Below are 23,547 nucleotides of genomic sequence, written 5' to 3'. Positions count from 1 at the left end.
TATACTAAAACAAATACCTCAGGTAAAGTAAACCTGAGGTATTTTTCTAAAACGCTACAATCTCAATATTTTCAATTGATTTTTGTACTAATTCATCAATATCTAATTTTTCTTCTTCTTTTCTTATTGCATCAAGTTTTGGATTTGTCTTCGGATGCTTTGGAACAAATATTGTACAACAGTCTTCATAAGGTAAAATTGAAGTCTCATATGTTCCTATTTTTCTTGCTATTTCCATTATATCTGTTTTATCCATTGCAATTAATGGCCTAAATGATGGTCTATCTGAACAATCATCACTTACAATGAGACCATCCATGGTCTGGCTTGCAACTTGACCTATACTTTCTCCTGTACTTACTGAATTTATTCCATATTTATCTGCAAGCTTACATGCTATCCTCATCATAAATCTTCTCATTATTATTGTAAGTTCGTCTTCTCTACATTTATTTATAATTTCCATCTGTATATCTGTAAAAGGAACTATGTACAAATTAATTTTTTCTGTATATTGAGCTAATATTTTTGCTAAATCTTTAACTTTATCCTTTGCTCTTTCTGATGTATATGGATGGCTGTGATAATAAACGCAACTTACTTCGACACCTCTTTTAGCCATCATGTATCCCGCTACCGGTGAATCTATACCACCAGATAACATTAACATTGTGCTACCATTCATTCCATACGGAAGACCTGCCGCTCCCTTTGTTATATCACTATTTGACCACACGTAAGCATAATTATTTCTTATTTCAATACTTATTGAAATATCTGGATTCTTAACATCAACGTTTATTTCTCCATCTAAATTAGTAAGAACATATGCTCCTACTTTTCTTGAAACTTCCATGGAATTCAGTTCAAATTTTTTATTAGCTCTATTTGTATTAATCTTAAAAGTGTTTCCTTTTGATTGTCTAACCTTTTCTAATGCAGCCTCTTGTATACTGTTAAAATCTATATCAACTTCTCTAACTAAACATACTTCAAGTATCCCAAAAACCTTACTAATTCTACTAATACTCTCTTCTATTTCATCAGTTTTTATAAAATATCTTCCACTATCGTGTATGAATTCAGCTTTTATCCCATCAAGTTTTTTAGCTATATTATCTCTTAATTTTCTTTCAAATTTACCTCTGTTTAGCCCTTTCAAAAATATTTCTGGTGCGTACTTTACTAAAATAAGTTCTCTCATTATTTTTTTATCCTCCTTAAAAATTTAAGTCCCTTTTCTAAAATGTCTACTACGTAATCTATCTCTGATTCATCATTATCATCTGAAAAAGAAAATCTAATTCCGCCTGATATTTCATCTTTAGTTAATCCTAAAGATTTCAATACATAACTTCCTCCAATTCTCTCTCTCTCTTTAGAAGAGCAGGCTGATCCTGTGGACACGTATATTCCTGATTCCTCTAAATAGTGAAGTAACACTTCTCCTTTTACACCTTTAAAAGAAACATTTAATATATAAGGTGAAAATTTATCATTTAATAGACTATTTATCTTTATATTATCGATATTATTCAATTTATCAGCAAATTTCTTCTTTATTTGAAATACCTTTTCATAATTTTCTTTCATCTTATCATTTGAGATCTTTGATGCTAAAGCCATTCCCATAATTCCAGGTATATTTTGTGTACCCGCTCTTATTCCAAATTCTTGAGATCCACCTTCTATTAATGGTGATAAAGAACTAGTATTTTTTATATATATAAATCCTACACCTTTAGGTCCATGAAATTTATGTGCACTTACTGTTAGAAAATCTATATTCATTTTCTTCACATCTATAGGCAATTTACCGTAGCTTTGAACTGCATCAACATGAAATTTAGTTCTATTGCTGCTCGCTCTTATTATGTCTCCTATTTCCTTCAAATCTTGAATTACTCCAACTTCATTATTTACATGCATTATTGAAACTAATACTGTTTCCTTAGTTATAGCTTTTTTTAGCTGTTCTAAGTTAATCTTACCCTCTTCATTTATCTCTAAAAATGTTACTTTAATATTATTTTCTTCTAATTTCTTTATAGTATTCAAAATAGAAGCATGTTCAAAAGGAGTTGTAATAAGATGAGTTCCGCTTTTCAAAAGCCCCTTAAGAACTAAATTATTTCCTTCACTTCCACCTGAAGTAAAATGTATTTCATTTTCACTCGCATTTATAGTTTTAGCCAATATTCCCCTACATTCCTTAAGTTTCCTTTCACTTTTCAACCCCAAATTATGTAAAGAAGATGGATTTCCATAAAATTCCTTCATACCAAAACTTACTTCATCTACTACCTCATCAAGCGGTTTTGTTGTTGAACTATTATCAAAATAAACTTCCATATAAGTCTTCTTCCTTTCAAGTTTATAAACTCTAAAGATCCATTATAAAATATATTCTTTCCTTATTGTCTTATAAACTTACTATGTAATATACATGTTTTATTATAACAAAAAAATAATTCCTGCATAGTATTTTTTTTAATATATAAAATGAAGCAGTAAATAAGAAGTTCTTACTTACTGCTTCTGATAGATATATAATGAATCTAAATAAATTTATAAAGAATGAATTATATTATTTAGAACTTAAACTTATATCTGTTGCAATCGAGTTTCTATATTTTAATTTAGTTGAGCGATTGACTTAATAGAATTTTAAATATAAGTTTATTATCCCAACTTATATATCCAACTTAAATTTATTAATTTTTACTATACTTCTCGTAATATTTAATAAGCCCCTGAGTCCCTAGACTACCCAAATTATCATTATCTAATGTTTTATACATTTTCAGTACTTCATTCAAAACGCCTAAATTTATAGAATTATCTGTAGATTCTTCTATTGCTAAATTCATATCCTTAATAAAATGCTTTATGTAAAAGCCAGGATCAAAATCTCCTTTTAACATACGAGGAGCCATATTTTTCATTTGCCAGCTTCCCGCCGCACCTTCACTTATACTATCAAGCATAGTCTGAACATCTAATCCTGCTCCTTTTGCATACGTAATTGCTTCGCACACTCCAGCTATCGCACCAGCTAAAGCTATCTGATTTGCCATTTTTGCATGCTGACCATTTCCCGGTTTTCCTTCATAAATTATATTATTTCCAAGTGCAGATAGAACATCTTTATGTTTTCCAAAAATTTCTAAGTCTCCACCAACCATTATAGATAATGTAGCATTCTTTGCTCCTACATCTCCTCCTGATACTGGTGCATCTAAAGCATATATTTCTCTCTTTTTAGCCTCATTATAAATTTTTACAGAAAGTTTTGGACTTGTAGTAGTCATGTCAATTATACAAGACTCCTTTTTAGCATTCTCTAAAATACCATTTTCCCCAAAATAAACTTCTTCTACATCTTTAGGATAGCCTACAATTGTTATTATAACGTCTTTATTATTTACACAGCTCTTAACATCCCCACACCATTTAGCACCTTCATTTATAACATCAAGAACTTTTTCTTTTGTCCTTGTATAAATAGATACCTCATATCCTTTCTTCATTAAATTTCTAACCATAGATTTTCCCATTACACCTACACCTATAAATCCGATTGTCTTCACTTTAAACTCCTCCATTTTTAGTTATAATATTTTATATTCTCAGCCCTAACTTCTTAAAATACTAGCGTTAAGAATTCTTTTCTACGTCAATCCATGTCATTTTGCTTTTCAATCTATTAATTTCTGCTTCCTGCTCTTTCATTATTGTTTTATAATAAACTTCTTTATCTCCCCACTCTTTACTTAAATTATTTATTAATGACGCCATTTCGTCAGCACTTCCTACAATCCTATTAAAAAGCATTAAGTTAGACTTAAGTATTTCTGGGATTTCATTATGAGAATACCTTAATCTATGGTCTATTTCCCCATATCCTTCCTCAAAAATTGTTCTAACCTGTATCTCTGCAATTACCTTCTCATTAGTTGGGTAAAATTCAACTAAATAATGAACTGAACGGTATCCAGAAGCTTTTGATCTTACCTCTATAATAGGATCATCAAAAACATCTATATTATCTCCTTCTCTTACATTTGCAGTAATCTCAGTTACATTCCAAGTTTTTATTATAAAATTATGTATTCCCTGCCACTGGTCTTTAAATATATGTATAACCCTAATCCCTATTAAATCATTTATTTCATTTCTATAATTATTTACTGTAAATTCGAAATTATCTCCATATTTATTTTTTCTATCTTCTGTCTTTCGTATAATTTTTTCTATTAACCGCTCAGGATCTTTAATCCTTGATTTAACAGAATGCACCATTCTCTGTGCTCGTAAGATGTTTGCTATAAATGCAGCTTGACTTTCATAGGAGGTTTTATAATTTATGTAGTCTTCGTAGATTTCCTTAAGATTTTCAATATTAATATTATTTTTAGAAATCATTTCTTTAGCTTGAGGATATTTTTCTAAAAATATATCTATGTTAAAACTTTTTTTCATTCTGAATACTCCTCCATAAATTCCATTATTTCGATACTATATAGATTATACTACATTAATTAAAAATTATTTCAAAAAACTTCAACCAAAATACGGTTGAAGTTCTTTATCAAAATTTTTTAAACATATTATTATTTAATAGAATTATCTTTATTGGTGTTACTACTTTTTTATTTGTAGTTTATTACTATTAAATATTGCTTTTACATACTGCAATTAAGTTTCTACATTCTACTCTTAATTTAGAACTTTGCTTACTATAGTTTTAAATTTAGATTTATTATTGCAACATATATAAGTTCTAAATAATATGGTTCATTCTTTTTAAAATTATATGGTTTATAATAACTAATAGTTTAGATTAACTTTCAATGAACTACACTTTTTAGAACGTATATACATATAGGTTGCTCGCTATAAATATAAGTTTTTGTATATAAAACCTTATAAGGAATATACTCTCAGATTCTAATTGGTTCTTGGCTAATTATCTTAGTCATATTTCTTATCTATAAATCTTGATATTATCATTGTACATACGGTATTTCCTGATGAATTTAATAATGTTGCTGGTGCATCAATTATTGTAGCTATTACAAGCATTATAGCCAATGCTTCCTGTGGAAATCCAAATATACTTAAAATAAGCATCTCACCAATTGCTCCACCTCCTGGGACCGCCCCAACCACTGCACCAATAAGAAGCCCTGCTCCTAATATAGGAAATAAGGAACTAATAGTATTTATATCCCTACCAAATATAGCAAACAAGAACATTATTTTATATATTCCTCCAATTACCGAACCATCCTTATGGATATTGACTCCTAGTGGCATTACTATATTAGCCAAGGTATCTGATACGCCCATATTTTTAGCTGCTTTTATATTTACTGGTATGCAGGCAGCACTAGAACATGTTGCTAATGCAGTTACTGAAGGTTCTGCAGCATTTTTCCAAAACAATTTCACTCCTTCTTTTCGCCCTGCTATATAAGCATATATACTAAAAAATACAAAGAAGTATATTATAGAGACAACCAAGTATAGTACAAATATTTTTGCATACCCATTTAGTATTTGTCCACCTAATTGTCCAATTACATTTGCAAAATAAGCTCCAAGTCCAATTGGTGCATAATACATAATTATATTTACAACTTTCATTGTCACTGCAGCTCCACTGCTTAGAAATGATGCAAAAGCCTTACCTTGTTCGTTAGACAACATGGTCCCAAAACCTATTAATATAGAAAATAATATTAGTGCAAGTAAGTTATTTCTAGATAGAAGCCCAGAGAAATCACCTACAGTTATACTAGAAACTATTTTTTCTAAAACTCCTACGCTTTTAGATGCATCTGCATCATTAGTACTCATTAAGTTATTAAACATTGATGGATCTAATCCAACTGATGGATTAAACATTTTAAAACTAATTACCCCTATTATGCCTGAAATAATAGCAGTAATGCCAAATACAATTAAAGTTATTGCAAATATTCTTCCGAGTTTTTTTGATTTATCCATATTAGCTATGGCGGAAGCAATACTAAAGAATACTATAGGAACTAACATTGTAAATATTAAATTTAAAAACAAATTCCCTAGTGGTGCAAATATTTTAGCTTTATCTCCCATCATAACGCCTATTACTCCACCTAATAATATAGATGACACTAGAATCAATGATGATTTATAATTCTTTAAAAATTTCAATTTTTTCGCCTCCTAATAGTTGATGCTTAATTTATAAATCCTAGCACTATAAAAGAGCTTTCTTAACGATTTCTCTATCATCAAAGTATATTTTATCCTTCCCTATTATTTGATAGTCTTCATGCCCTTTTCCTGCTATTATTAATAAATCATCGTCTTTTAAAAGTTTTAGTCCTTTTTCAATAGCTTTTTTTCTATCAACAATTTTCTCATAAGTTGAATTGATAACTTCCATTCCTTCTTCAATATCTTCAATTATTTTTATAGGATCCTCCGTTCTTGGATTATCTGAGGTTATTATGCAATAATCTGATAAAATTCCTGCCGCCATCCCCATTACTTTTCTCTTACTCTTATCTCTATCTCCACCACAGCCAAATACAGTAATGAGTTTACCTTTAGTCGTCTCTCTTGCCATCATTAATAGTCTTTCTAATGCATCAGGAGTGTGTGCATAATCAACTATTACATTTTTGTTAGAATTATTTTTCACCATTTCTATTCTCCCTGGAACATGCTTTATATTAGATAAGCAACTTATAATTTCACCCATATCCATTCCGAGACCTATGCAAGCTCCTATAGCAGCCAAAACATTATATAAAGTTATTTTTCCAGGAATATTTACTTTTACATCTGTAATACACCACCAGCGCCATTTTATGTCCCTATATTTGATTTTGAATATTATACAATCATTTCTATATCTAATCTCAGTTGCTCTAATATCAGCCTCTTTATTTATTCCATAAGTTAAAACTTTGCAGCCGGCTTTTTTTATAATTTCTTCTGCTATTCCATCATCTAGATTTATAACTCCTAACTCACATTTTTCAAACAATTTTATCTTCTCATTTTTATAATTTTCCATTGTTCCATGTTCTTCAAGATGATCCTGAGATAAATTTGTAAATACTCCAACGTTAAAATCACAATACTCAACTCTGTATTTTGCTAATGCAGACGAAGTAACTTCCATTACAATATTTTCAGTACCTTTATTAATAAATTCTCTAAATAATCCTTGTAGTTCTAATGATTCAGGTGTTGTAGGATTAACCTTTTGTATACTTGCCTTTTCCTTATTAAATTCATATCCTAAAGTTCCTATTATAGCAGTTCTCTTTTTATATGCCTCTAATATATCTTTTATATAATGTATAACTGTAGTCTTTCCATTGGTACCTGTTACTCCAACTAAATTAATTGCTTTAGAAGGTTCATTATAAAATAAGTTAGCTATACTTGCTAAAGCTAACTTAGTATTTCTAACTTTTATTACTGTTATATTGTCATTATTTATTTTAATTTCTTCCTGTATTACTATTGCTAAAGCGCCACTTTTTATTGCTTCGTCTATATAGTCGTGACCATCTGCATTAGCCCCCTGTATGCAGATAAACACTGAATCTCCTTTTACTTTTCTAGAATCATAACTAACACTCCTAGCATCTATATCAACACTCCCGCTAATTATTTCGTAATCTAAATCTTTTAACAAATTATATAACTTCATTTTTTATTCCTCCAAGAATTACTTAACTTCTTATATTTTTATTATATACAACATTTTCGCATTAAATAGTGCATATATTGCTTGATATACTGCAAAAAGTGCTTTATCATTTTAATATAGAATCTAAAATCAAAACTTATATGAGACATCTTAAAGTTAATTGAATATATATTTATATCTGCAATTTTTGCTTAATAAAGTTGCAATTGAAGCTATTTCAGAGGAGTTTTCAACTATGAATAAAAATAGTAATAAATCAGGCTACTTAAACAATGATTTCCAATTATTTCATTTAAGAGATAAAAAAAATCAGGAATTTGAATTTCATTATCACGACTTTAATAAAATAATAATTTTTTTATCTGGAAAAGTGACTTATTTAATTGAAGGAAAGGCCTACAACTTAAAACCATGGGATATTTTGCTTGTAAATAATCATGATGTCCATAAACCTATTATTGATTCTTCTGAGATTTATGAAAGAATTATTATCTGGGCGAATTCTGATTTTATAGAAAACCATAACTATGAAAATTGTGATTTATCTACTTGCTTTAGACTTGCTAATGAAAAAAGTTTTAATCTTATTAGACTTGATAGCAAATTACAAGATAACATTAAGTTTATAATAGAATCACTAAATATTTCCTTTAACTCACAAGACTTTGGTAGTAAACTTTTGAGCAATTCACTATTTATTCAATTGCTTGTATATTTAAACAGAGTCCACCTTAACAATATGTATATAAATGATGAAACATCCCTAAGATATGATAAGCAAATTGAAAAAATCCTGAAATACATAAATAATAATTTGCCTGAAAATCTTTCTGTAGAAACTCTATCTCAAAAGTTTTATATTAGTAAATATTATCTTATGCATAAATTTAAAAAAGAAACTGGCTATACTCTTCATAACTATGTGAATCAAAAGAGATTATTAATGGCTAAGGATCTTATAAGTAATGGCGATCAAATCACAAAAGTTTATTTACAATGTGGATTTAATGATTACACATGTTTTCTACGTTCATTTAAAAACCTGTTTAAAAAATCTCCAAGTGAGTTTTCCCCTAAAATAAAAAAACTATCTTAAAATATTTCTCTATTCTAAGATAGTTTTTAACAAGCTGCTAGTATCAATACAGTAGCTCATCAATATTTAATATTAATTAAACTTAATATGGCAATAACCAGTAGGATTTTTTTCTAAATAATCTTGGTGATATTCTTCTGCTGTATAGTATTTTTTTAACGGTTTAACCTCAGTTACAACTTGCGCATCACATTTTTCCTGAATTTTCGCTTTACTTTTATTAATTATATCAGCATCAGATTCATCAATATAATAAACTCCACTTCTATATTGAGTACCAGTATCTCCAGCTTGTTTATTCAACGTTGTAGGGTCTATTATACTCCAAAACTTATCCAATAATTCATCGAGTGAAACTATTTTTTCATCGTATGTTATGTAACACACCTCAACGAAATCCGTATCATTTTTGCAAACTTCTTCATATGTTGGATTTTCTGTTTTTCCATTTGCATATCCTACTTCTGTTTCTAATACTCCTGGCATCATGGAAAAGAATTTTTCCACACCCCAAAAGCAGCCTCCGCCAAAAACTATTTTTTTCATACTTAACACATCCTTTAACAGCATTATAAACCCAAATAATAGTACTTTGCAATTATATATATTATAATTGAGTTTCCAAATTTTTATATTTATTAGGCACTTGTCTCACTATAATTTTAAATGTAAGTTTATTATTGTAAAACATACATATAGAAATAAACCATTTGATAAAATCAAGTTTTCTTTTCACCGAGAATGCTATTTATCCAATCTAAAATATCTTTATAAACCTCTAATTTATTTACTTCATGCAAAAGATCATGATATTTATCTGCATATATTTTAGTAGAAATTTTCTCGTATCCTATTCTCTTCATAAACTTTGTCAATTCATTAAATCTTTTGTTACTTATAATAACTATATCATCTCCCCCTGCAATAGATAGAATCGGGAGATCTAAATTTCTTTTGACCCAGCTTTTTTGGCTATAGTCAGTTTTTATTAAGTTACATAGATTTTCGAATCCATTTACTGTGAAAATAAATCCACACCCTTCATCGTTCATAAATTTATTTCTTTCTATTTCTGAGGTTGTGATAACATTATCACCTATTCCTCGAATTATTTTATGTATAAAAATTGACCGATAGTGATCACCCTTTATCTTCTCTATAATTCTACACAACTTTTTAATACATGGCATAGCTTTATTTTGGACTGGTGAACCACAAAGTATAAGACCATCTAATTCATAATCATATTTCTTTAAATAGGCTCTTGCAATTAGTGACCCCATGCTAAATCCAAATAGAAAGTAAGGATAGTCTTTGTACTTTTGCTTCATATATAACGTTATTTGGTGTAAATCTTCTACGAGATTTTTATCTCCGTTATCATAGAAATAACCGTAGTCATCTTTGGTGATAACACTTTCACCATGCCCTATGTGATCGTGCACTACTGAAATATAGCCGTTGCTTCCCAAATAATCCATAAACTTTATATAGCGCTTTCTATGCTCCATCATACCATGACTAATTTGAAATATTCCTTTTATTTCACCATTAGGTAGATAAATCGTTATGCCTAGATTTATATTGTCTTGCATAGATTTCATCTTAAAATCCTTAAATCTTTTAGAATAATCTGCCACTTCATTTTCATAAGATAATTTATTCATAAATTCCTCTTTACCAAAAAACTTGTTTTTTATATGTTTCCCTTATTTATGAAAATTTAAAACGCTTGTCAATTAAGTCTATAAAATTTTAACACTTTATTGACTTGCTTTTTACAAAGCAAAATGCCTAAAAGCTTCATTTAAGATTCTTTCAGGCATTTTAAATTTCTTAATTTGCTATAGTAAATTTTTATTATAAATTTCTATATATGACTTTATTATATATTATATAATTGCGAATAATTAATTTTTTGAAACTGTAATCACTTTATCGAACCCACTAACTGTAACATCTATATCCGAAAGAATTCTCGATACTATATTATCATTTTTTCTATTTACTAAAACTCTTTCTAGCTGTTTAGCTAATAATTTAATTTCATTAGTAAGCTGACTAATCTCTTTTTCTTTTTCCTTTATCCTAGCGTCCTTAAGCTTTAACTGCTCTTTTAATACTTTCAATTCATTACTAAATTTTTCAACGTAGCTGTTAGAAATAGCTTGTAATTGTTCACTTGAAATCCCCATTCCCATATCGTTGTATATTTTATGCTTAAGTTCACTAAATATCCTGTCTCTGTTATCATACTCTGTATATAATGTCAATCCGTCATCAATTTCTCTTTTTCCGTTCAAGACTCGAAAAAATATATTATTTATTATATTCAATATTTCTATCCCCGAGCCATAAGTTTTATTACTTTTTTCTGATACAATAAAAGTATTGATTTTATTCTGAACATTATCCGGCATACTTGAATTAGTATTTCTACTGTTATATATATCAAAGAAGTTTTGCAAAATTTTGTAGTTTACATTTCCTTCTTTTGCTTCTATGACTACCCCACCTGATTCCCCATTATTCTTAGTAGTAAACGAATTAAATTTCCTTAAAAGTCTTTGTGTCGCCATAAAATATGCATCATTCGTTTTATTTAAATTTTGTTTTACCGTACTTGAAATGATCTTAAATCTTAACTTCTTAAATAAAATTGGCAATCCATATACAAATTCATTTATCATTACTTTATTAATATTTTTGTAGACTTTCTCTTTTAGTATTATATTATCTATTGGTATATTAGAATATATATCTCCAAAACTTTCTTTCTTATATTCATTTAATTTTCTTTTTAATTCACACTCACCGTCTTTTGAATCAGTGCAATAATCATATTCAAAAATCACCCCTATCATTGAAAGATTTTCACTTTTATCTAAACTTATAACCCCTCTTTCATCAACAAACATTACATATTTTTTTCCCATATAAACTCTCCCCTTTAACACTTACTACATAACCTTATATATAAAATGTTCCTCAATTTGCACAGCAAGTCCCTTCTTATGATGATTCAAACATACTTGCTTATACACCTGATTTTATTAAACATTTTTCGTGCTAACGTCATTCTTCAAAAGAAATTTCTTTTTTATAATCTGCTACATATAAATCTAAATTTTCTCCTATTTTTAACGCGTTCACATAATAAATACAATCACAAAATAAGTTTAAATTTATTTTGTGACTGCATCGGTTAATACTAGATAAGTATATGCATATTACTAATGATTTAGAACTCGTCTCTTCATATTTATAAATAATATTATTCTTGGGTTTTAAAATATAAATAGAGATAAGATAGTTTGTTCACCCAAATTATCTTATCTCTATAATTAACATATCTGTTTAGATTATAATCTATTTATTCTTACCATTACCATTACCCTTACCTTGAGAACCTGAATTATCATTATTACTTTTCTCTGATTTTGATGAATTACTATTTTCTTGAGTTCCAGTACTCTTTTTTTCAGATTCCTTTGAAGACTTTTCATGTTTCCTATCTTCGTTTTCTTCTTGCTTAATTGCGGCATTACTGTTTTCTTCTTTTTTCAAACTACCATTGTTACTTTTCTCATTCCATGAATTATTGCCTTTTTCTGACTTAGCCTCTTTAGTCTTTTGTGCTCCGATTGATGATTGTGTAAATGTAGTATCCTCTTCTGTAGATCCAGTATTTACATTAGCATCTAAATCGTTATTACTTGTATTTGCATCTGTTTCAGTGTTAGCATTTGTATTACTATCTGTAGTATTCGTATTAGCATCTACAGTATTATTTACATCAATGACATCATTATCACTCTTAGCCATCTTTCTTAATTCTTTAGCTTTCTTTTGTATTTCTTTAACGGAAATCGATTTATAATCCTCTACCTTAATGCTTGAATCTAATGCTTGAAGCTTTTGTATAAGATTTAATTTTCCTGGAGTTATCCCAAGTTGCCTTGCTTCATCTCTTCTTGCAAGCGCTACTTTGTCAGTTTCAACTTCTGCCTCCACATCATTATTCTTTAATGTTTCATCTGCAGTTTCTTTTAAAGATTCATTTAACTTATCTGCTAAACCATCCTTATCTGTAGATACTGTAATTTCAACGGCTGCAGATGTAGTCACATTTGTACTATCTTCCTTTATGTAACCATCTGATATGGCATTTGTTATTACCGTGCCGACTGCATCGCCAACTTTAGAATTTACTAAATCAGTTCCTTCTAGAACTTTTTCGCCATCTTCATTATATGCTTCTGCTGATACTACTGTATCAAAAGCGTTTACTCCTAATTCAACACTTGGATTAATATCTAGACTGACGTATGCAACTGGAGTTTTAGCATAGGCATACACTCCTCCTCCTAAACTAAATGCTACTGCAATAGATGCTGCTAAAGCTATTTTTCTCTTCATATAAGTTCCCCCTAAAATATTTTTTATCTTATTGTTAAGTTTATTTTTCTTGTTTAAGTATCCAGTTTTTTTCTTTACAGATTCTTCAATACGTTGTCTAGAAGATGAATCCATAGATATGTTAATATTTTCATTTAATAATAAATCAGTATCCTTAATGTTTAAATCATCTAATAATTCAAATAATTTATCATCCAATTTATCTCCCTCCTCCCAATAATTTTTTTAGTTTTTCTATACACCTAGAAACTTTTTTATCAATTGTATTAACTTTTAAACCCAAATCACTTGAAATGTCTTTCGAACTTTGATGTAAGTAATATTTTCTTATAATTATTTCACTATCAGGTTCCCCTAATGATTTTATAGCATTTATAAGTTCAGAATTGCTTTCTTTTAATAAAATTGAATGCGCTGCATCATCTACAACACTATGTAATTCTTGTGCTACATCGTCTATTGGGAGATGATTATTATTTTTATTTTTTCTGTACATATCTATAGCTTTCCTTTTTGCTATAATTGCTAAAAAGGCCTTGATTGATCCCTTATCTAAATCAATTCTATTTTTATAATGAAATACTTCAAAAAACACATCACTCACACATTCTTCTATGTCTTCTTTTGAATACATTCCAGAAAGTTTATTAAATATTATTGTGTAAATAAGTGCCATGTAGTTATCCATCATCTTCTTAAGACCTATTTCCTGTTTCGTATCCAAAAGTTTTAATAATTCAATATCCGAAATCAAAACGCACCTTCTTCCCCTAAAATTTCGTTATATATTATACAGTTCGTAATACGCCAATAAAATCTGACAATAAATTTCAAAAAATATAATACTTTTTACATTATCAATATTAAATACTTATATTTTCTTTTATCTCCTGTTCTATGAAATATATATCAAATATATAGATACATCCTATTAATGCTATTACTAGTGATTCTTCAATAATAAGAACAAAATCCGCTTCACAGACTGTGTATTTTCTGCTACTTTCAAAATTTATGCCCTCAAGGAACACAATGTCTGCAAATTTGACTTGATTATAGTTCCCTAAAGAATAAAAAAATGAGCAGCTATTATTATTTTTTATATTAGCCACTCATTTTAAACTACTTAGTTATTTTTATTTTTATCTTTATTACCATTCTGTGAGTTTGAATTACTGTTGTCGCTTTGTTTTTCAGTTTTAGCTGAATTATCTTTTGATTTTTCAACCGCTGTGGCATTTTCTTCTTTTTTGCTAGCTGAATCACTAATCTCTTCTTTCTTACTACTTCCGTTTCCATTTGATTTAGGAGAAGAATTATTTATTTTCGCTTCTGTACCTGCAACGGCATCTTGATTAGCATCACTTTTTATGTTAACATCAGTATTTCCATCATCTTTAACAGTAGTCTCTTCATTATTATTGATCTTCTTTAATTCTTTAGCCTTCTTTTGTATATCTTTTACAGAGCTCGATTTATAATCTTCTACATTTATAGTTGAATCTAGTTCCTGTAGCTTTTGTATCAAATTTAGTTTACCCGGAGTTATTCCTAGCTTTCTTGCTTCATCTCTTCTTGCAAGTGCAACATTCTGTGTTTCAACTGTTGCTTCTATGTTATTTTCTTCTAATGATTTGTCAGCAATTTGTTTTAAAGATTCATCTAACTTCGTTGCCACATTATCTTTATCGGTAGCTGTAGTAATTTCAACTGCCGATGTACCGTCTTCTTTTATATATCCATCTGAAACTGCATTTGAAATAATATTTTTAACAGCATCATCAACATCGCTATTTACTAGATTGGTATCTTCCAATACTTTTTCCCCATCTTCATTATATGCTTCCGCAGAAATGACTTGATCAAATGTATTTATTGATAATTCAATACTTGGATTAATATCCACACTAACGTATGCTACAGGAGTCGTTTTGGCATGGGCATATACTCCCCCTCCTAAACTTGAAAGTGCTACAACAGATAGTACTAAAGCTATCTTTCTTTTCATGTAAATTCCCCCTAAAATATAATTTATCTTTTCTTTAAAAGTATTATTTGATTTATAATAACCAGTCTTTTTACCAACCAATTTTTCAATCCTTTTTATAGTAATATCATCTAATGATAACTTTATATCTTTCGATAACAACAAATTAGTATCATTAATGTTTAAATCATCTAATTTCTCAACTAGTTTATTTTCCAAATTACATAATCCCTCCTAATAGCTATTTTCTTGTACATGAACTAAACCTATTTTTTGTTTACTGTTAATAAGTTTAAAACCCTGGTTTTAATGAATACTATAAAACTTCTGTCAGTTGTTTTCTGCTTTTCATAATATAATTCGTATTGTTATTATGAAATCTGACAATGCTGCTGATAAAATTCAAATAAATTTGATTTCAAAAAAAGAGCCCTACTATTTTGGCTCTTTTCTTACAGGTTTATATTTTGAATTTGTATCATTTGGATTTATGTAATCATAATCTCCATTTTCAGTCTTTTTTAATCCTAACGATGCCATTTGCTTTTTAGTAACTTTACGTTTATTAGTCATAATTACTCCTCCTGAACTCCTTTAGATTTAGCACATATTAAAATCTTGTATCAGTAAACCACATAATGACATGCGGATGCTATTTATAAATAACATATAAACTAATCTAACTAACACTATCAACTTTAACATATATTATATAAGGAATATGAATTAAAAATCCTCTTTTATAATATCTTATATCTAAATTTTCATTTTATCATATTATTCTTGACTTTAGTATGCGCACTCATTACAAGTTTATACTAACTTATGATTCATCCCACCAGGATTTGAGCTGATCATGAAATTAGTGAAGAAAACTCCCTAATACTATCAAAACAAATCTTACACTAATCCTTAAACCGCTTCAAAAGAATTAATTTTTTATACTTTTGAACACAAAAAAACAAACTCGGAAATATTAGTAATTTCCAAGTCTGCGCCTCTTAACAATTTAATATAACTTTTAGTTAATAGCACTAATAAAATCTAAATAATACAATTGTCAGCTTTAACTTGAGATATGTTGTGTGAAAGGCCTATCTACATACTTTCTACTTTTGTTTAGGAATTTACGCTCTAATTTCCTATCCCATAATTTCAAAACCGGTTTTTCAATAAAATTAATCCTTACACTTTCAACAATCATACATACGCAAAACACAAGCAAAATAGTAATTATAGCATGAATCGACAACCATCTTGAATTGTAAAACGAATTATTTTTAGCAATATGTTCCCATAGATAACTTCGAATAAGATTATTGTCATGAATTAAATATATTCCAAATGTAGTTGCAGATATATTATTAATTATCTTTTTTGCTCCCATATCTAATTTCCTAAAAAAAAGAAATAATGAAACCGAACAAACAAACATTGGTAGCGAGTTCATCTCCCTTAAGAATGTAGGATCAAAAGGAAAATCTGGTATTTTTAAAGCGAATAAATCAATTATAACTACTGAAAGCATAATTAAGGTGTAGCTACCGATAAATATTAGTAAAAGTAATTTTCCCCTATTAAAAAAATTATGCTGATATTTTCTTATATAGCTTGCAACCAAATACAAAAATACAAACCATGGTAAGTTATCAATCCCAGGTAAGGAGTTCGTAAAAGTAGGTATAACTGATAACACTACAATCAGTATGGCAAGCAATATCTTATGCTCTTTTTCCGTACAATAATTGATAAGCTTATTTAAATATGGTGATAAAATATATAGCTCAACATAAGCAGTAGCAAACCAATACTTAGAAAATATTATTGGAAAAAAGGATTTAGCAGTTTCTCTAATTCCTATATTATATATTTTGAATAATTTAAAGAATAGCATTATTACTATAGAATAAAATAAAACTTGTCCTATAATTTTTATCAACTTTTTCATATTAAATTTCGAGTTAATCATAAAGTAACCTGTAATTAAAATAAAGCAATTAACACCTAATTTTCCACCCAAGCTTAAAAATTGAATAATGATTCTATTATAGCTTACTTCGTTCGGAATATCCCATCCACCATGAACAGAATAATGATGTGCAATAATCATTATTATTGCTAAAATTCTTAATAATTCTAAATTAGAGCTTCTCCCAGCTTTCTTGGGAACGTCATTGATTCTCACGTCATTTTCTGTATTTTCCACTTCATACACCTCATGTCGATAAAACTAACTTAATAGCTTATATTTAAACTTTCTATTATCCTGATAAATTATATCATAATTTGCCATGATAATATCATTTATTTTCAATTTAGATTTTCTATTGAATATTCTCTTAAATATGCCTAGGTCTAAATATAGTGAAAAGAAGAAAGCTTTCAATAATATTTTTGCTAATAGTGATTAACTTATTATCTTGCAAAATCCCCCCCCAATCTATCCCCTATACATTTCTAAGGGGGGTCTATCTATTTGGAACTAATTCTCCTTTTTTTATTTATATGTTTTTAGCTTATTGATATTACGCAAAAAATTGGAAACTTAATTTCAAGTGATTTATAATCAATCTATTTCCAATAATATTTCTTAGCATTCTTTTTATTATAGAATGCTAAGAAATAACTATCCTTGATATATGCATTTACTTTTTATTCATTAATTCCTATTATTAATATTAATCTTCTAACATATTTCTGTTATATATTTTATTTAAATTCTAATAATAAAATTTGAGCGGTTTAATATTTGAATTTAAATTATGAAAGGTGGTTAAATAATGAAAAAACTTACTTTAGTACTTTCTATTATCTTACTAATCACACTTAATATTAATAAAACAACTGCTACTGCTGCATCTCTTCCTCAAAACTTTTCGGAAGGATTTTACACTATATCAGATTTAAGTATTATGCAAAATGTTATGTATAATGTTCAAAATCTTTCTCCTAATGAAGTTTTCATGATTATATTCGATGGTAATAAAAGAATACAACAATCTATAAGATTCGAAGGAAATTCAATGAAATATGTAATGCGTCCTATGAAATATGATTATAGAATTATAATCATCGGAGATGGCAGTATATCATTTTCACCACTAAATATAAATGGCAGATAGATACTCTTTTTGTAATTATAAATATATATATACAAGCTCCTCCTTTATGGGAGCTTTTCCTAAAATCTTGATAATTTTACTACTTAGTATTAAAAAGTAGCTATACCACACTCACTTAGTGGTGATATTTTTAACTTTTTATATTATTTAATCCATTGAAATAATTGAGTTTTATGACTTGAATTTTTTATAATTTTCTTAGTACTAAAAAAGAGCCTTAAATAAAAGACTCTTAATTCCATACTATTTTCATATCCATAATTCATGACTTTCCCTTTTTAGCGAATATTGGCCTTTCTCTAACAATTTAAAGCTTAATTCACTTTTAATATTCCTGTGAATATACTCATAAGCATCATATATATATAGAATATCCAAATCCAAATCTTTAGTATGTTTGTTTAAAGTACTCTCTGCATATAGAAAATGTTTTTGCAAAGATGGCTGAACTATCCATCTAGATTTTTCTTCTTCTATTTTAATAGATTCACCTTTATTCTCAATCACGAATTTCATATCTTTTAAACATGCAAATTTAAATTTCTCCATAGCAATCCTATTGATTATAAGATGATTCTCCAATTTCTTGTAAAGATTTTTATCAACAGAAATATAAATATTTTCTTTATTTCTTATTCCTTCTTCTATGTAATTATATAAATTAACAATTAAATGTTGTTCTCCATAGTAATATAAGATAGAATCTTTTTCACCAGTATCTCTTCGATTAGATCTATATAAATTACTTGTATTGCAAAATATACAATCAGATATTAGATTATCAATAGATCGGCTTAAGCAAATTACTTCGTCATCTAATAAGTTATTTTGCTTTTTGATTAATAAATCATCAAGTCTCCCCTTCCATCCCTTAATATGACATCTTAAACCACAATTATTACATAATACTCTCATTCTCTCACCCCGTTTTTATTTTCAAACCCTTTTATAATTAAATTATAACATTTTTATATGTTAGTTTTTGTCATTACTTGTAGACAGAAAAAATAATTGTATTTTTTGTAGTTTAAACACACTGAAATATTTCAAATACTTCAATATTTTTGAAATTTCTTTAATTGGTTTTGAAATAACTAATTATAATACTTATACCAAATCGTTTTTTTACTCCAGGCATTCATATCTTCTTTGATTTATGTTATAATGTAATCAAATAAGTTAGAGTTTCAACTTTCCACTTTGCTTTCTCTAATTATTTATAGGTGCTCATGATGAGTGCCTTTTATTTTTATCAGAAACAAATTATGACATAGGCATATAGCAGAACAAAATTTGTTTTTTCATAAAGAAATAATACTCTATAATCTCCTTCAAAATGATTCTTCACCACTTGTTTTTAATAATTTCTTAATTCCCAAATTATTATATTTTCTTGGCCTATGCCAACCGGTATTTCAAACAGAGAGAACTCAACTACCATGTCAATTAAAGAATTTTGCGATATGTAATCTATAACTTTAGATAATCCTCTTATGGAAGGCTCTCTTTTTTCTTTTAAATCATAATCATAAATATTGTATACTGGCTTTTCCATTGCAATTCTATTTGATATTCCTCTTATATCACTTAATGATGCTCTCATAATAAAATCTCTATCTATCTCTATATCACCTTGTAATATTAATCTATCATCTGCAATAGCTAAACTCTCATATACTGCATATCTTTTATATTTTCTACTTTTTAGCAATACTTCATCTTTGGTAAGCATATATAAAAACTTACCCCCTGCTGCAGATTTATCTCTTATATTATAATATCCATATGTATTATCCTCTAAATAATTTTTAAGTTCATCTAAAGTTGAATTATCAGTAAATATCTTTTCTGACATTCTATTTAACCCAAGCTTTTTAATTATATAATCACTTTCATATTTATTTTTAATCATGAAATCACTCCATCTTAATATTGAACAAGAACAAAATCGCAGGCGACTTTGGATCTTGAGATTTTTTTACGCATCTGCCCTTTCGAACGCATGTGAGAAAAATTTGACAGGCGAATATATTTTCCTTTTTATTCTCTCTACAAATCATAACTTTCTTAATCTGTCTTTTCCATAACTTATACTCTCAAGGAGCACAATGTCCACATATTTAATTTGAATATAAATTCCTAGAGAATAAAAAAACACACCTCCATTTCTGAATAATGTGATATTTGTGTACTCTTTTAGTTATTCCAAAAACCTCTTTGTTATCCATAGAACGTATCTCTACTAACTTTAATGTATTTCTAACATATTTTTAAACAGGTTTTATATTTTATTAATCTTTTTTAGATTGATATAATTAAAATAGGAAGGTTCCCCTTCCTATTCCATTCCTATAAATTCAACCTTCTCAACATTTCTTATGTTAAGCAAGCCCTCTGTTAATGTTTTTATATCTCCATCTACTGTAGATAAATCTATGGTTATACTTAAATTAGCATAACCATTTAGAGGTATACCTTGATTTATTGTTAAGATGTCTCCACCTTTTTCTGTAATATAATTACTTATATTTGACAAAAGCCCTTTTTCATTCTTAAATATAATATTGTAAGTAACTTTTCTACCCTCTGAAGTTTCTGCAAAATCAAATACAAAATCTTTGTATTTATAATATACACTTCTACTTATTCCTGCTATTTTCACTGCTTCGGTTATTTCTTTTACTTTTCCATCTTTTAGTAATTTTTTTGCAAAAAGAACTTTTTCATAAACATCGGGCAAAACCCTTTTATCTATAACTAAGTAATCTCCACTCATCATTTTGTACCTTCTATAATGGTTGCCCCCGCATTATCTAAAGATAACTCTAATATATTCCATTCCAATCCTTTTATTTGCAAGAATTCTTTAAGCTTATTGCTAAAGCGCTTATCCTTTTCATCGATAATTGCCATGATTGTAGGACCTGCTCCACTTAAATAACAAGCTAGCGCTCCTAATTCATAACTCTTATTATACACCTCTTCAAAACCAGGAATTAATTTACTCCTGTAATTTTGGTGAAAGGCATCTTTACATGCATACTTTAATAGTTCATATTTTCCGCTAGAAAAACATGCAACCATAAGAGCTGCTCTTGATACGTTATATACTCCATCTTTTAAACTTATTTCTTTCGGAAGCACTTTTCTTGCCTCTTCAGTAGATAATCTAAAATCAGGAATTATTGAAATAAACTTGACTCCATTTTTTACATCTATCTTATCGTAGTAAGTCTTGTTTTCATTAACTATTGCAACAACCATACCCCCAAGTAAGGCCGGTGCAACATTGTCTGGATGTCCTTCAATTTCTACAGCCATCTCCAACAACTCTTCTTCTGAAAACTTCTTCCCCAAGATTTCGTTAGCTCCTACTAGTCCCCCAACTATACATGTAGAGCTACTTCCAAGACCTCTTGATACTGGAACATCTTGTTTAATTTCACTTATTTCTAATCCTTTTATTTTATAGCCCGCTTTATCAAAACAATACTTCATTGCTTTATAAATGATATTTTCTTCATTACAAAACTCTTCTGGCATTCCATTAAACTTCAAACCATCTTCTATTTCCATGAATCCAAAATCGTTATACAGATTTAATGCTATTCCAAGCGTGTCAAATCCAGGTCCCATATTTGCTGATGTAGCTGGTACTCTAACTCTAATCATATGTTTATCCCCTATGAATTTAAGTAAGAAAGTAGAGCATCTCTCATCTCACTCTTATCCCAAACTTCATCATGTAATACTTTAGCATTTTCTAAAGTACTTAAACTATTTGGTATTTTATTACTTGTTGAATCAGATAATTTATTTAATACTTTAAAATCATCTACGCCCTCTACATCAATATCAAGTGCATTACAAATACTTCTTGGGAATTTAAACGGACTTGCTGTTGAAAGTATTAAAGTTGGTTTGTCGTCTTTAGTTTCTTCTACATATTTCTTTTTAACTACATATGCTACTGCTGTATGAGTATCCATTAAGTACTTATCTTTTTGATAAACTTCCTTTATAGCATCATAAACTTCTTCTGTAGTTGCAAAGTTTCCATAAAATTCTTTTATGAAGCTTTTAATTTTTTCATTCACTTCATAAACACCTTTAGTAGTTAGATCTTCCATCAATTTACTAACAACTTCAGTATCTCTTCCACTTGCTTCAAATAATAATCTTTCAAGATTAGATGAAACAAGTATATCCATAGATGGTGATTCTGTTAAAACAAGTTCTCTTTTCTTGTCATATACTCCTGTTTCAAAAAAATCTGTAAGAACTTTATTTTCATTTGATGCGCATATAAATTTATCTATCGGTAATCCCATTTGCTTAGCATAATAGCCTGCTAATATATTTCCAAAATTTCCTGTTGGAACTACAACATTTATAGCGTCATCTTTTTGTATTACCCCTTGATTTACTAAATTGAAATATCCATAAAAATAATACACTATTTGAGGTACTAATCTTCCAATATTAATGGAGTTTGCCGATGATAAGATGAATCCTTTTTGAGATAGCCCTTCTCTAAATTCATCATCTCCGAGGATTTCTTTTACGCCTGTTTGAGCATCATCGAAATTCCCCTTTATTCCAATGACCTTAACATTGTTCCCTTCTTGACTTGACATTTGTCTTTCTTGAATTGCACTAACACCATTCTTAGGATAATAAACTACAACTTTAAAACCATCAACATTTTTAAATCCTTCAAGTGCAGCTTTCCCTGTATCTCCCGATGTTGCTGTAAGAATCGTTATATCCTCTTTAACATCACAAATCCTTTTAGCTCTTTTCATTATTTGTGGTAAAAATAACAATGCTGCGTCCTTAAATGCACAAGTTGGCCCATGATATAATTCTAAAAAATTTTTCTTTACTTCTACACTGAATCTATCATTATATGCGTCGTTAATTGCCCCAGTTAATTCCGCATCATCAATATCTGTGAAAAATTCATTGATAACTTTAAATGCTAGATCTTCATATTTAATATGTGTGTCTTTCTTCAACTCATCATAGACCTTAGGAAATTCGTCTGGAACATATAATCCACCGTCTTTTGAAATTCCATTAATTATTGCTCTAGCAGACGTTATGTCCTTATCTAGGCCCCTAGTACTTCTAAACTTCATTTAATATCACCTCAAAATTGTATTAAATATGAAAATATATCTTTATTTATTAACAAATTTAAGTA

General features: G+C 28.4%; 22 protein-coding genes. 2 read left to right on the top strand and 20 right to left on the bottom strand.

Annotated features, from left to right (window positions below):
- Nucleotides 1–46: 46 nt before the first annotated feature.
- From thiI to T483_RS0125245, 6 genes are all read right to left on the bottom strand, one after another.
- Nucleotides 47–1,204, bottom strand: coding sequence for a tRNA uracil 4-sulfurtransferase ThiI (gene thiI, locus T483_RS0125270; RefSeq protein ID WP_026889335.1), 1,158 nt, complete (start codon nucleotides 1,202–1,204; stop codon nucleotides 47–49).
- Nucleotides 1,204–2,352, bottom strand: coding sequence for a cysteine desulfurase family protein (locus tag T483_RS0125265; RefSeq protein WP_026889334.1), 1,149 nt, complete (start codon nucleotides 2,350–2,352; stop codon nucleotides 1,204–1,206). The genes thiI and T483_RS0125265 overlap by 1 nt, the downstream gene beginning before the upstream one ends.
- Before the next feature lie 362 nt (nucleotides 2,353–2,714).
- Nucleotides 2,715–3,605: an NAD(P)-dependent oxidoreductase gene (locus tag T483_RS0125260; RefSeq protein WP_278247490.1), complete on the bottom strand. Its 891-nt coding sequence runs from the start codon at nucleotides 3,603–3,605 to the stop codon at nucleotides 2,715–2,717.
- Between the two features lie 52 nt (nucleotides 3,606–3,657).
- Nucleotides 3,658–4,482 carry a RelA/SpoT domain-containing protein gene (locus T483_RS0125255; RefSeq protein WP_026889332.1) on the bottom strand — a complete coding sequence of 275 codons (825 nt, stop codon included), beginning with the start codon at nucleotides 4,480–4,482 and terminating at the stop codon, nucleotides 3,658–3,660.
- A 492-nt stretch (nucleotides 4,483–4,974) separates the two neighbouring features.
- A complete protein-coding gene (locus tag T483_RS0125250; protein ID WP_026889331.1) occupies nucleotides 4,975–6,201 on the bottom strand; it encodes a dicarboxylate/amino acid:cation symporter in 1,227 nt (408 codons plus the stop codon).
- 46 nt (nucleotides 6,202–6,247) lie between these two features.
- On the bottom strand, nucleotides 6,248–7,717 hold the full coding sequence (locus T483_RS0125245) for a UDP-N-acetylmuramoyl-L-alanyl-D-glutamate--2,6-diaminopimelate ligase (protein ID WP_026889330.1): 1,470 nt from the start codon (nucleotides 7,715–7,717) through the stop codon (nucleotides 6,248–6,250).
- Nucleotides 7,718–7,952: 235 nt separating this feature from the next.
- On the opposite strand from T483_RS0125245, the gene T483_RS0125240 reads away from it, so the two are divergent.
- Nucleotides 7,953–8,813: an AraC family transcriptional regulator gene (locus T483_RS0125240; protein ID WP_026889329.1), complete on the top strand. Its 861-nt coding sequence runs from the start codon at nucleotides 7,953–7,955 to the stop codon at nucleotides 8,811–8,813.
- A gap of 72 nt (nucleotides 8,814–8,885) precedes the next feature.
- On the opposite strand, the gene msrA is transcribed toward T483_RS0125240, so the two are convergent.
- From msrA to T483_RS0125195, 9 genes are all read right to left on the bottom strand, one after another.
- On the bottom strand, nucleotides 8,886–9,359 hold the full coding sequence (gene msrA, locus T483_RS0125235) for a peptide-methionine (S)-S-oxide reductase MsrA (RefSeq protein ID WP_026889328.1): 474 nt from the start codon (nucleotides 9,357–9,359) through the stop codon (nucleotides 8,886–8,888).
- A 173-nt stretch (nucleotides 9,360–9,532) separates the two neighbouring features.
- Nucleotides 9,533–10,480, bottom strand: a complete 948-nt coding sequence (locus tag T483_RS0125230) for an alpha/beta hydrolase (protein WP_026889327.1) — start codon at nucleotides 10,478–10,480, stop codon at nucleotides 9,533–9,535.
- A gap of 243 nt (nucleotides 10,481–10,723) precedes the next feature.
- Complete coding sequence (locus T483_RS0125225; RefSeq protein WP_026889326.1) at nucleotides 10,724–11,749, bottom strand: hypothetical protein; 1,026 nt, start codon at nucleotides 11,747–11,749, stop codon at nucleotides 10,724–10,726.
- A gap of 433 nt (nucleotides 11,750–12,182) precedes the next feature.
- Nucleotides 12,183–13,430, bottom strand: coding sequence for an anti-sigma-I factor RsgI family protein (locus tag T483_RS0125220; RefSeq protein ID WP_026889325.1), 1,248 nt, complete (start codon nucleotides 13,428–13,430; stop codon nucleotides 12,183–12,185).
- 1 nt (nucleotide 13,431) lies between these two features.
- The gene (locus T483_RS0125215) at nucleotides 13,432–13,986 is read right to left on the bottom strand and encodes a sigma-70 family RNA polymerase sigma factor (RefSeq protein ID WP_026889324.1); all 555 of its coding nucleotides are present in this window, start codon (nucleotides 13,984–13,986) and stop codon (nucleotides 13,432–13,434) included.
- Between the two features lie 109 nt (nucleotides 13,987–14,095).
- The gene (locus T483_RS0125210; RefSeq protein WP_026889323.1) at nucleotides 14,096–14,344 is read right to left on the bottom strand and encodes a hypothetical protein; all 249 of its coding nucleotides are present in this window, start codon (nucleotides 14,342–14,344) and stop codon (nucleotides 14,096–14,098) included.
- A gap of 14 nt (nucleotides 14,345–14,358) precedes the next feature.
- A complete protein-coding gene (locus tag T483_RS0125205) occupies nucleotides 14,359–15,438 on the bottom strand; it encodes an anti-sigma-I factor RsgI family protein (protein WP_026889322.1) in 1,080 nt (359 codons plus the stop codon).
- A gap of 216 nt (nucleotides 15,439–15,654) precedes the next feature.
- Nucleotides 15,655–15,792 (bottom strand): hypothetical protein, encoded by a 138-nt coding sequence (locus tag T483_RS31810; RefSeq protein WP_196244924.1) that lies wholly within the window; start codon nucleotides 15,790–15,792, stop codon nucleotides 15,655–15,657.
- A gap of 493 nt (nucleotides 15,793–16,285) precedes the next feature.
- On the bottom strand, nucleotides 16,286–17,425 hold the full coding sequence (locus T483_RS0125195; protein WP_026889321.1) for an acyltransferase: 1,140 nt from the start codon (nucleotides 17,423–17,425) through the stop codon (nucleotides 16,286–16,288).
- Between the two features lie 574 nt (nucleotides 17,426–17,999).
- On the opposite strand from T483_RS0125195, the gene T483_RS0125190 reads away from it, so the two are divergent.
- Nucleotides 18,000–18,341, top strand: coding sequence for a hypothetical protein (locus T483_RS0125190; protein WP_026889320.1), 342 nt, complete (start codon nucleotides 18,000–18,002; stop codon nucleotides 18,339–18,341).
- 249 nt (nucleotides 18,342–18,590) lie between these two features.
- On the opposite strand, the gene T483_RS0125185 is transcribed toward T483_RS0125190, so the two are convergent.
- The 5 genes from T483_RS0125185 to thrC form a co-directional block, all read right to left on the bottom strand.
- Nucleotides 18,591–19,256, bottom strand: a complete 666-nt coding sequence (locus tag T483_RS0125185) for a hypothetical protein (RefSeq protein WP_026889319.1) — start codon at nucleotides 19,254–19,256, stop codon at nucleotides 18,591–18,593.
- Nucleotides 19,257–19,698: 442 nt separating this feature from the next.
- Nucleotides 19,699–20,253 carry a hypothetical protein gene (locus tag T483_RS0125180; protein ID WP_026889318.1) on the bottom strand — a complete coding sequence of 185 codons (555 nt, stop codon included), beginning with the start codon at nucleotides 20,251–20,253 and terminating at the stop codon, nucleotides 19,699–19,701.
- A gap of 426 nt (nucleotides 20,254–20,679) precedes the next feature.
- Nucleotides 20,680–21,117 (bottom strand): ACT domain-containing protein, encoded by a 438-nt coding sequence (locus T483_RS0125175; protein ID WP_026889317.1) that lies wholly within the window; start codon nucleotides 21,115–21,117, stop codon nucleotides 20,680–20,682.
- Entirely contained in the window at nucleotides 21,117–22,013 is an 897-nt protein-coding gene (thrB, locus tag T483_RS0125170; RefSeq protein WP_026889316.1) for a homoserine kinase, read from the bottom strand. The genes T483_RS0125175 and thrB overlap by 1 nt, the downstream gene beginning before the upstream one ends.
- Before the next feature lie 11 nt (nucleotides 22,014–22,024).
- A complete protein-coding gene (gene thrC, locus T483_RS0125165; protein WP_026889315.1) occupies nucleotides 22,025–23,482 on the bottom strand; it encodes a threonine synthase in 1,458 nt (485 codons plus the stop codon).
- Nucleotides 23,483–23,547: the final 65 nt, after the last annotated feature.

Origin of the sequence: Clostridium beijerinckii HUN142, assembly GCF_000621745.1 — a bacterium.
GTDB lineage: Bacteria > Bacillota > Clostridia > Clostridiales > Clostridiaceae > Clostridium > Clostridium beijerinckii_A.
This window is presented reverse-complemented; position numbering and strand designations above follow the sequence as displayed.